This is a genomic window from Gallaecimonas xiamenensis 3-C-1, from assembly GCF_000299915.1.
Lineage (GTDB): Bacteria > Pseudomonadota > Gammaproteobacteria > Enterobacterales > Gallaecimonadaceae > Gallaecimonas > Gallaecimonas xiamenensis.
On record NZ_AMRI01000045.1, the window covers coordinates 1 to 11,643 of the forward strand.

Genomic DNA, 11,643 nt, shown 5'->3' on the forward strand with positions numbered 1-11,643 from the left:
CAGGCACTTGTCACTCTCCATCTGCTCGGAGACGGTGATCAGATCCAGCGGCTTGTTTTGCGCCATCAGCTGCGTCATGGCCTTGAAGATAAGCCGGTGGGCACGGGAGTAGAAATCCTGCTCCACCACGGCCTCAGCCACCCGGTCCCAGGCCTGGTTGTCCAGCAGCAGGCCGCCCAGCACACTCTGCTCGGCTTCCAGGGAATGAGGGGGTACCTTCAGCGCGGCGACTTTGCTGTCACCGTCTTTCTGGTAGGCTTTGCGCTTTTCCGCCATGACGTCATTATCAGTTCAAAGTTAAGGCCCACTATTATGGGGCTAAAGTCTCACAACCTAAAGAATCACGGAAGAACCATGACCAAAGCCTGTCTTTTCGCCCTGTTTCTGCCCTTGGGGGCTTTAGCCGCCGAAAATACCACCGAAGTCCCCGAAAAACCGCCGGTCCAGGAAGCCGAAATTGCCGTGGAACCGCCGGTGCCCCAGAGCATAGAAGAAAGGGCCAAAGCCGACAGCGGCCTGGTAGAACAACGGGTTAACCGGGAAAAGTCGACCACGGAGAACCCCTTCGTGATCACCCCCCACCAACCCAACTACCTGTTGCCGGCCTATTACAACAGCAATATCGACGCCAGCTCCTATGCCGGTGAACTGGCCGAGGGCGAAAAGCTCGACAGCATGGAAGTAAAATTCCAGGTCAGCCTGAAGTTCCCCCTGGCCATGAACCTGTTCGGCGGCAACAACAGCCTGTGGGTGGCCTATACCCAGCAGTCCTTCTGGCAGGCCTACAACTCCGGGTTGTCCTCCCCCTTTCGGGAGACCAACTACGAGCCTGAAGCCTTTATGGCCTTTGATGTCAGTGACGACTGGTTTGGCATCAAACCTAAATTCGTGACCCTGGGTGTGGTGCACCAGTCCAACGGCCGCTCCGACCCTTATTCAAGGTCCTGGAACCGCATCTACGCCAACTTCGTGTTCGAAACCGACAACGCCGTGTTCCAGATCAAGCCCTGGTACCGCATCCACGAGAGCCGCGAAGACGACAACAACCCCAATATCGAGCGCTACCTGGGTTACGGCGAGTTCACCGGTGTCTATGTGATGGGGGATTACAGCCTCGATTTCATGCTGCGTAACAACCTGCGCAGTGACAACAAAGGCGCCATGCAGCTGGGCTTTACCTTCCCGCTCTGGGGCAAATTGCGGGGCTATGTGCAGTACTTCAACGGCTATGGGGAGTCGCTCATCGACTATAACCATACCACTCAAAGCATCGGCCTCGGCATCATGCTGACCAACTGGCTCTGAGCCAGTACACTGGCGACATTTTCGAGCAGGCAAGGATATCGCCAAATGAAACGCACCCTTTTCGCCGCGTCAGCCCTGCTGCTGAGCGGCTCCCTGGCCCAGGCCAACGAAGGCCAGTGGCAACCGGCGCAACTGGCCAAGCTGGGCGACCAGCTGCAAGAGGTTGGTATCAGCCTGAGCGCCGAGCAGCTGGCCAATCCCCTGGCCTTCCCCCTCAATGCGGTCACCTCCCTGGGCTATTGCTCCGGGGCCTTTATCTCCCCGGACGGCCTGATCATCACCAACCACCACTGTGGTTACGGCATGGTCCAGCACAACTCCAGCGCCGACAATAACCTCATCGACAAGGGCTTTATCGCCAAGGCCCGTTCGGAAGAGCTGCCCGGCGGCCCCCAGGAGCGCATCTACATTACCCGCGCTATCGATGACGTGACCCAAGAGGTGCTGGCCCAGGTTGGCGACAAGACCGGCAAGGCCCGCTTCAATGCCATCGAAGACGCCACCAAGACCCTGATCAAGGCCTGCGAAAGCGACGCCTTTACCCGCTGCCAGGTGCGCAGCTTCCACGGCGGCCTCTCCTACCAGCGCATCACCCAGACCATGTTCAAGGACGTGCGCCTGGTCTATGCCCCGCCCGCCGCCATCGGCAAGTTCGGCGGCGACGTGGACAACTTCGAATGGCCCCGTCACACCGGCGACTTCACCCTGCTGCGGGTCTACGTGGACAACAACGGCCAACCGGCCGAGTACAGCCCGGACAACCGCCCCTTTAACGCCAAGCATTTCCTGCACATCAACGGCAACGGCATCCGCGAAGGGGACGGCATCCTCTTGGCCGGCTACCCCGGCTCCACCTCCCGCTACCGCCTGGCCTCGGAAGTGACCTACGCCAAAGACTGGCTCTACCCCACCCAGGCCGCCGATTACCGCCAGACCCTGGCCATCATCGACCAGCAAAGCCAGGGCCACCCGGACTGGGCCGTGGCCTACGCCAGTACCGTGGCCAGTGCCAACAACCGCCTGAAAAAGCTTGAAGGCCTGATGGACGGCTTCAAGCACACCGACATCGCCGCCATCAAGGCCCGCAAGGAAGCCGAGCTGCCCAGCCAGGCCCGCCTGCAAACCCTGGAGGCCGCCCTGACCAAGGCCCAGCCCCAATGGCAGCGCCAGTGGTATCAGCAGCAGGCGCGCCGCTCTGCCCTGCTGGACACCGCCATTGCCCTGTACCGCAATGCCCTGGAACGGCAAAAGCCCGACAGCGAGCGTAAGGCCGGATTTCAAGACCGTGATCAGGCCATGTTGGCCGGGGCCGTCAAACGCCTGGACAGCCGTTTTGTACCGCAAGTGGACCAGGCCATCTGGCAGGCCAAGCTGACCGCCTACCTGGCCAGCCGCTACCGTGACCCGGCCCTGGACGCCCTGCTGCCCATCAAGGATGGCAAAGCCGACCTGGCCAGCCTTTATCAACACAGCACCCTGGTGGACAACCAGGCCCGCCTGGCCCTGTTGACTGCGGCCCCGGCCACCTTCGAACAAAGCCAGGATCCCCTGCTGAAACTGGCGGTGGCCCTGCTGCCCAGGGTGCTTGCCGACGAAGCCGAGGAAGAACAGACCGACGGCCAGCTGTCCAGCCTGCGCCCGGCCTACATGGAAGACATCATCGCCTTTAACGAGGCCCGTGGCCTGCCGGTCTACCCCGACGCCAACGGCACCTTGCGGGTGACCTACGGCAGTGTTGACGGCTACACCCCAAGGGATGCGGTGCGCTACCGCCCCTTCACCTCGGTGGACGGTATCCTCGAGAAGGAAGGGGAAGGTGACTTCGCGGTGCCGGCTCCCCTCAAGGCGGCCATCCAGGCCCGCCGCTTCGGCGACTATGAGAAAGACAGCCTGTCCCCCATTCCCAAGTGGTATTGCGGCCTGGTGCCCTGCCAGGACCCGGAGCCCTTTAACTCGGTGCCGGTGGCTTTCCTGTCCAGCGCCGACACCACAGGGGGTAATTCCGGGTCACCGGTGATGGACGGCCAAGGCCGCCTGGTGGGCCTGAACTTCGATTCCACCTATGAATCCATCACCAAAGACTGGTACTTCAACCCCGAAATCACCCGCGCCATCCACGTGGATATCCGCTACGTGCTATGGCTGCTGGAGTCCGTCTATCCGGCCCCCAACCTTTTGGACGAAATGGTCATCGAGAAAGAATAAAGCCTTGATTCAGCCTGCTTTTGGCAGGCTGTATTGCTAACTTTAATCCTGAGTTGATTGCCATAGCCAAGGGCGGCGGCCAAGCCCCTGCCGCCCCAGTGCACAAGGAGACAGCATGAAAGCAGGCAAGATCCTGGCGATATTGGTGGGTCTGGTGGTATTGGTCATAGGCGCCCTGATCGCCTTTATCCTCACCATCGACCCCAACAGCTACAAAGGCGAGATCCAGAAGGCCGTCGCCGACAACACCGGTCGTGAGCTGCGCCTGGACGGCGATCTGTCCTGGACCTTCTTCCCCTCAGTGGGCCTGGCCATCGAAAAGGCCGCCCTGTCCGAGCCCGACGGTTTTGCCAAAGGCACCACAGCCGAGATTGGCCAAGCCAAGGTGTCGGTCAAACTGCTGCCGCTGCTGTCGGGCAGCGCCGAAGTGGACGGCCTGAGCCTGGCCAATGTGGTGGTTAACCTCAAGCCAGCCGACCCGGCCAAGGCCCAGGAGCCCCAAACGCCCCAACCCGGCCAAGCCGCCGGCGCCCCTGACTTGAGCGCCCTGCAAAAGGTCAACCTGGGCAGCATCAGTTTGACCAATATCCAGGTCAACCTGCTGGACGCCAAAGGGGCCACCAGCCAGCAACTGGTGCTGGACGAAGCCACCCTGGACGGCTTTGCCCCCGGCAGCGCCTCTAGCCTCCATGCCCGCTTCCACACCCTGGGTGCCCAGCAACTGGTGGCCACTTTGGATGCCCAGTTGCAGTTCAATGACCAGCTGACCCAGCTTGGCCTGCCGCGCCTGGCAGCCACCGCCAAACTGAGCGGCGAGGGCCTGGCCAAGCCGGTGGAGCTGTCCTTTGCCACCCAGGGCCAAGTGGATCTCAACGCCGCCACCGCCGACCTGCAAAGCCTGCAACTGGATTTGGCCAACATGGTTGTCAAGGGTAAGGCCAGCGCCAAGGCGCTCTTTACCGACCCCGCCGCCAGCGGCAGCCTGAGCATTGAAAAGACCGACCTGCGCGGCCTGACCGAACGCCTGGGCATCGCCCTGCCCCAGCGGGCCGACAACAGCACCCTGTCGGATTTCGCCCTGGGCTTTGACTGGCAATACGGCGAGCAACAGGCCAGCCTGACCAACCTCAAAGGCAACCTGGACCAGACCCAGCTGAGCGGCAACGCCAAGGTCAACCTCAAAGGGGCGGTGCCGGACCTGGCCCTGACCCTGGCCCTGGACAAGTTCGACGCCGACCGCTACCTGCCCCCGGCCAGCGACAAGCCCGCCGCCAAAGGCCAGAGCCAAGCCGACACGGCAGCGGAAATCGAGCCGGATCTGTCTGCCCTGCGCGGCTTTAAGGCCAAGGCCAACCTCAGCCTGGGCTGGCTGAAGCTGAGCCACCTGGTGATGGAAAACCTGCAAATCAAGGCCAGTAACGACAGGGGCCAACTGGCCCTGGCACCGTTCAGCGCCGAGCTCTACCAGGGCAAAGTGAAGCTGGACGCACAAGTCGACGCCCGCAAACAGCCGGCAAGGCTGGCGGTGCAAAAAGACGTGTCCGGCGTGCAAATCGAGCCGCTGCTCAAGGACTTCATGCAGTCCGACAAGCCGCTGCTGGCCGGTACTACCTCGGCCAAGGCCAACATCACCGCCATCGGCCTGACCCCTACCAGCCTCACCGAGAGCCTTAACGGCAGCGCCGACTTCCAGTTCCGCGACGGTGCCGTGTACGGGGTCAACATCGCCCATGAGCTGCGTAAGGCCGGTGCTATCCTCAAGGGCCAGAGCGCCCCGGATGACGATACCAAGAAGACCGACTTTGCCGAGCTGTCCGGTTCGGCCACCTTCAAAGACGGCCTGATGCACAACCCGGATCTGCTGTTGTCCTCGCCGCTGCTGCGGGTGACCGGCGCCGGTGACATCGACCTGCCCAAAAAGACCCTGGACTACGCCGTTGCCGCCAAGGTAGTGAGCACCCTCAAGGGCCAGGACGGCAAGACCATGGACGAGCTCAAGGGCATTACCCTGCCCATCAAGATCACCGGCGCCTTCGACGATCCCAAGGTGCGCCCCGACATGGACGCCCTGCTCAAGGGCAAGGCCCAGGAGAAGATCGACGAGCAAAAGGACAAGCTCAAGGACAAGCTGGGGGAAAAACTCGGCGACCTGTTCAAGAAAAAGACCGGTAACTGACAACGCCAAGGCCCCGCAAGGGGCCTTTTTCATGGTGCCGCCACGCCATTCCCAGACCGCAGGTGGGCTGCTACTATCTTCAGGCTTTTGTTAATCCAAGGAAGGTACAAGCCCATGGCGCAAAACGCCCTCTACCCTGCCGGCCCCAGCCAGGTACCGGCGGATCTCACCAAACCCAGAGCCTCTTACCGCCGCCAGGCCACCCTGGCCATGGTGGGACTGGCCGCCTTTATGGTCGGCTATATCGTCCTTGGCATCTGCTTTGGGGTGGTCACCTTCAAGGGTGTGCAGCACCTGCTGGTCAAATTCGACCTGATCCGGCTGCTGGTCACCTTCTGTGCCGGCCTGTTGACCCTCTTTATGGCCAAGTCCCTGTTTACGGTGCGCAAGGGAGCCAATCCCGACGGCATTGAAGTGAGCGCACAGCAGGAACCGGAACTCTTTGCCTTTGTTCAGCAACTGGCGGACGAAATAGGCGCCCCCCGGCCGCACCGGGTCTTCCTGACTCCGGAAGTGAACGCCGCCGTTTTTTATGACCTGTCCTTCAAGAACCTGCTGCTGCCGTCCAAGAAGAACCTGATCATCGGCCTGGGCCTGGTCAATGTGCTTAGCCTGGGTGAACTCAAGGCGGTACTGGCCCACGAATTCGGCCATTTTGCCCAGCGCTCCATGATGGTGGGCCGCTGGGTCTACCTGGCCCAGCAGATCATCGGCCATATGGTCAGCACCCGTGACTGGCTGGACAAGCTGATCCGCGTGGTCAGCCGTACCGATCCTCGTATCGCCTGGATCGGCTGGCTGCTGGGGCTGGTTGTCTGGTCTATCCGCGCCGTGGTGGACAGCCTGTTCCGGCTGGTATTGATCGCCGAGCGGGCCCTTAGCCGGGAAATGGAGTTCAACGCCGATCTGGTGGCGGTGTCGGTAACCGGCAGCGACGCCCTGGTCAATGCCCTGCACAAGCTCCAGGCCGCCGACCACGGCTGGCAAACCGCCCTGCAGGTGGCCCGCAGCGAAGCAGGGGACGGCAAACGCCTTGGCGATCTTTTTAACGCCCAGCGCATCACCATGGACGCCATGCGCACCGTGCTGGACGACCCGGCCTATGGTCAACCCGCCGGCCCCAACCCTGGCAGCGATCCGGCCCAGCACCGGGTGTTCGACCAAGATATGGCCAGGCCGCCGCAGATGTGGGCCACCCACCCGGCCAACCGTGACCGGGAAGACAACGCCAAGGCCTGCTACATCGCCGCCGACATAGACGGCCGCCCGGCCTGGGAACTCTTTGCCGACCCGGCCAAGCTGCGCGAACAGATAAGCGGCGACTTCTACGCCCCGGACAAGAAGGCCGGCCTGGAACAGGTGGCCGAAGAAGACGCCGTGATGCGCCGCTTCAGCCGCCAGTCCCTGGACCCGCGCTACCGGGGCAACTACCTGGACCGGGAGCTGATGCGCAACTTCGCCTCCCTGGACGAATTGCTCAGCACCGGTGCCCTGCCCCAGGCCCCCACCGAGGCCCTGGCCGCCCTCTACCCGGCCAGCCTCAAGGCCGACCTGGCTTCGGCCCGCAACCTGGATATTGAAATTGCCACCCTCAAGGCCCTGCACCGGGGCGATCTGCAACCCTCGGGCGGGGTGATCCGCCACCGGGGTGAGGAGCTTAAGAAGGACGCCATTCCCCGGGTGCTGGAAAGCCTAGCCGTGGAACGCAACACCCTGATGCAAACCCTCAAGGAGCATGACGCCCTTTGCCACAGGGCGCACCTTTTGGCCGCCGCCAAGCTTGGCCAGGGCTGGGAGCCCTACCTCAAGGGGCTGCTGGGGCTGCTTCATGCCTGTGAACATATGGCGGCGGTGGTGCGCAACGAACAGGCGCTGCTGGCCAACACCTGGCAGGTGATCACCGCCGACGGCCAGGTGGGCTATTTCGAGAAAAAACGCATGCTCAAGGTGGCCAGCGCCGCCGGCAAGGTGATGGACCAGCTCAACCAGGCCATGAGCCAACTGGTGCCGACCGACAAGTTGCTGGCTCATTTCGAGATAGAAGACTGGCAGAGCGCCTATCCCGACTTCAACCTGGTGACGGTGGACAAGCGCAACTGGCACGAATGGTGCCCCGCCGCCCACGAAAGGATGGACACCATAGCCGGCGTGCTGGAATACATTCGCGACCAGGTGCTGGAAGACCTTATTGCCAGCGAAAGCCTGGTGGAACAGATGCTGGCCGGCACCGCCGAGTTGACCCAGGCCCCAAGCGCCGCCGCTCCCCCGGAGCACTACCCGCTGCTGCTGCCCGGCCAGGAACACCAACTGCAACGCAAGCTGGATCTGTGGAACCGCTTTCAGCTGGCCCACGGCCTGCTGCCTACCTTGGCGCGGCTGCTGGTAGCCACCGCCATTGTCGGCGGTACCCTCTACGGCGGCTGGGTATTGGCCTGAATAAAATCAGCGGCCTTGGCCGCTGATTTTTTATCACCTTCGGCCAAATTATTCAGATGCGGCGCAAAAGCCCAATCTCCTGCAAAGGCCCTTTGCGGCCAAAACCGAAGCTCACTTAGCATCCAATTGTCACCAGCCGGTGACAACCGGCATCAGAGGGATCTACCCCATACCGCCAGGGAACCATGGCCAGCCGGCATATCCGACCGCTCCTGCAGCGCACTTGGACAGCTGTGGGATAATCGCAAGGAGAATCCGATGAAAAGCGCTACCTTATCCCTGGCCCTGGGCGCGGCCCTGTTGGCCGGGGCTGCCCAGGCCGCCACCAACAGGCCAGACGGCTACAGCACCATCTGCAAGAGCGACGAGAGCTGTTCGGTCAGCCAGGCCACCAATGTGGCCTTCGGCGCCGCCGGCCAATTTGTCTACAAGGTGCTTAACGGCAGTTTCATCTGCAATATCGACACCTTCGGCAGCGATCCCATTCCCAGTAAAACCGTCAAGGAATGTTCCATTCCGGCTGACGGCTCCGGTGGTGGCGATGACAGCGCCGGCCCAGGGGGAGTCAACCTGACTGCCAGTGCCGGTAATGGCCAGGTCAGTCTGAGCTGGAGCGCGGCGAGCAACGCCAGCAGCTACCAGGTCTATCGGGACACCGACAGCGACCCCAGCGGCCGCACCCGCATCGCCACTCTGGGGGCCGGCAGCCTTGGCTATACCGCCACCGGCCTCAGTAACGGCACGCCCTACTGGTTCTGGATAAAATCCACCGACAGCAGCGGTAACAGCGCCAACTCCAATGCCGCCTCGGCCACGCCCTCCGGCTCGGCGGTCAGCCTCGGCGGCAGCGCCGGCGACGGCCAGGTAAGCCTCAGTTGGAGCAATCCCGGCACAGGTTCAAGCTACCAGATCTACCAAGACACCGACACCAACCCCTCGGGGCGCACCCGTATCGCCACTTTGGCAGCCGGCGTGCAGAGCTATACCGCTACCGGCCTGAACAACGGTACCCCTTACTGGTTTTGGGTCAAATACACCGACGCCAGCGGCGCCAGTGCCAACTCCAATGCCTTCGGTGCCACCCCGGTCGGCAGTGCCGCGCCAGTAGACCCTGATGCCACAGTGGTCAACAGCGCCAGCGCCCTGCTCTCGGCCATTGCCTCGGCCTCGGCGGGGGACACCATTTATCTGCGCGGCGGCACCTACAGCTTTAGCGATCCTATCGATCTCGACCAGAGCGGCACCGCAGCCAATCCCATCACTTTGAGCAAGTACCCCACAGACAGCGCCCGTCCAGTACTGAATTTCTCGGCCATGTCCGAAAGTGGCAGCAACAGGGGCATTGAACTGAGGGGCAGTTACTGGACCATCTACGGCATCGATGTGGAGCACGCCGGCGACAACGGCATGCACATCACCGGCTCCTACAACACAGTGGAGTTCGCCAGCTTCTCCCGCAACGCCGACACCGGCCTGCAATTGGACAGCGGTGCCAGCCACAACCTCATCAAGAACGTGGACTCCTACTTCAATGCCGATGCCTCCCTTGAAAACGCCGACGGCTTCGCCGCCAAACTGGGGGTGGGCGACGGCAACCGCTTCGTAGGCTGCCGAGCCTGGAACAACCTGGACGACGGCTACGACGGCTACCTGCGCGGCGCCGACAACGTCACCACCACCTACGAGAACAGCTGGGCCATCCGTAACGGCTACCAGGAAAACGGCTCGGCCAGCGGCGGCGACGGCAACGGCTTTAAAACCGGCGGCAGCGACGACAAGACCCTTAAACACCACGCCGTCTTTATCAACACCATTGCTGCCGGTAACGCCGTGGACGGCTTCGACCACAACTCCAACCGGGGCAATATCACCATCTACAACAGCGTCGGTTACGCCAACGGCCGCAATTTCGGCTTTGGCAACACCAACGCCGCCAACAGCCTTACCATCAAAAACAGCCTGTCTATGAACGGTGGCGCCTCCGATAGCCTCAATGCCAGCAGCACCAACATCAGCCACAACGGCTGGCAAGACGGCCACTCGGTCAATGGCGGCGACTTCCAAAGCACCGACATCGACGAACTGCTGGCCCCCCGCAAAGCCGACGGCAGCCTGCCCGACGTGCAGTTCTTCCACTTGGTAAATGGCTCAGATCTGATCGACGCCGGTACCAATGTCGGCCAGCCCTACAGCGGCAGCGCCCCGGATATAGGTGCATTTGAAGCGCAGTAAAACAAAAAGCCCCTCTTGATTAAGAGGGGCTTCTCCAATGAATATAAAAACTGTAGAGAGTAACCATAATCCAATTATCTAACAAAATAACTTCGCACTATTCTATTTTCGTCAACTTCACACTCAACAGCAAAAGAAGGTAGAGAGGACAAATTACCTCTGCCCTGTTTCGAGGGATAATCTTTACTTCGAAATGTAACAATCATTAAATTATCACGTTCTGAAAAATATACATCATGAGTTTTTAGAGAAATGACATCCTTAGGCATCACATCCAAGGCCATTATCAAACACTCTACTTTTTTCCCTTCTACTCTCACTTCGAAAGACCAAGGCTTATTAAAAATAAAAAATTAAAGTGAATGTAACGAGTAGTTTTTAAAATCTATATTTTCTCCAGACTTTACAGTAACCGGCGTCAATAAAGGTCCGTTAAGTGCACCAAGAGAAAAGGCCAACTTATAATTACCAAAGGATAAAACCAGACCAATTTGATTCGAATCAGGAAAACCAAGGCCCTTACCTTCACTATCAACCAGATACTCTACTCTATCCACCTTTTTATTTATTACCTTCTCTTTATCTATACTAGATATAACATTCTCAGAAAGAATCGAAATATTTTTGAAAACCTTAAAATGGAATCCATACTGGAAATACTCATCACCTTTCCTATCAAGCTGATAAACCAATGAGTTTTTCAATTCATCATCTTGAATAGATACTGTATCACCGTTATCTAGAGTGATGACAAAGACACCAGGTGCTTCATCAAAAATAAATTCACCATTCTTTAAACCAGGAAAACCAGCACCTGACTCAAGGAGGAAGTCATCATAATTCATATAATTATAATATTTACATAGATCCACGATTTTTTGCGAACAAAGACTTTTTACAACATCATCAAAGTCAGTAATACCAGGCAACAACTCTTCCATTATGATATTCCTATAGACTTCTTATCAGCGAGAATGCTTTCAACCATAACGACATTATTTTTAAATTTTTTCTTTGTTAGGATAAAAGCATATTTATCAGTTTGATTATTCATGTCAGCCACATAAAAAAGTAAAAAGTAAAAAGAACACCCACCAATCATGGCGAAGTTGCCTCGCAAAAACTAGCCTTGAAAGACCCTCTCTTGATAAAGGCCCTGGCCATGACCCGTCCTCGTGCTGAACTGGTGTCAAAGTAAAAAGGACACCCATTGAGTAAAAGGAGTAAAAATGGAGTAAAAATAGTAATAGTAAAAAAATAGTAAAAAGGACACCCATCCCATCATGGCG

At 59.2% G+C, this 11,643-nt stretch carries 7 protein-coding genes; 5 read left to right on the forward strand and 2 right to left on the reverse strand.

Features of this window, described 5'->3' with window-relative positions; translation table 11 throughout:
* A partial coding sequence (locus B3C1_RS18915) for a DnaB-like helicase N-terminal domain-containing protein (RefSeq protein ID WP_008486824.1) occupies positions 1 to 276 on the reverse strand: 276 nt, incomplete at its 3' end.
* Between the two features lie 78 nt (positions 277 to 354).
* Between B3C1_RS18915 and B3C1_RS18920 the strand changes: the two genes are divergently transcribed.
* The 5 genes from B3C1_RS18920 (at position 355) to B3C1_RS19600 (ending at position 10,354) form a co-directional block, all read left to right on the forward strand.
* Positions 355 to 1,305: a phospholipase A gene (locus B3C1_RS18920; protein ID WP_008486825.1), complete on the forward strand. Its 951-nt coding sequence runs from the start codon at positions 355 to 357 to the stop codon at positions 1,303 to 1,305.
* A gap of 45 nt (positions 1,306 to 1,350) precedes the next feature.
* Positions 1,351 to 3,510, forward strand: coding sequence for a S46 family peptidase (locus B3C1_RS18925; RefSeq protein ID WP_008486827.1), 2,160 nt, complete (start codon positions 1,351 to 1,353; stop codon positions 3,508 to 3,510).
* 115 nt (positions 3,511 to 3,625) lie between these two features.
* Complete coding sequence (locus tag B3C1_RS18930) at positions 3,626 to 5,686, forward strand: AsmA family protein (RefSeq protein WP_008486828.1); 2,061 nt, start codon at positions 3,626 to 3,628, stop codon at positions 5,684 to 5,686.
* Positions 5,687 to 5,800: 114 nt separating this feature from the next.
* Positions 5,801 to 8,122: a M48 family metallopeptidase gene (locus B3C1_RS18935; RefSeq protein ID WP_008486829.1), complete on the forward strand. Its 2,322-nt coding sequence runs from the start codon at positions 5,801 to 5,803 to the stop codon at positions 8,120 to 8,122.
* 258 nt (positions 8,123 to 8,380) lie between these two features.
* Positions 8,381 to 10,354: a fibronectin type III domain-containing protein gene (locus B3C1_RS19600; RefSeq protein ID WP_008486830.1), complete on the forward strand. Its 1,974-nt coding sequence runs from the start codon at positions 8,381 to 8,383 to the stop codon at positions 10,352 to 10,354.
* Between the two features lie 353 nt (positions 10,355 to 10,707).
* On the opposite strand, the gene B3C1_RS20380 is transcribed toward B3C1_RS19600, so the two are convergent.
* Complete coding sequence (locus B3C1_RS20380) at positions 10,708 to 11,295, reverse strand: hypothetical protein (RefSeq protein ID WP_156804634.1); 588 nt, start codon at positions 11,293 to 11,295, stop codon at positions 10,708 to 10,710.
* Between the last annotated feature and the right edge of the window lie 348 nt (positions 11,296 to 11,643).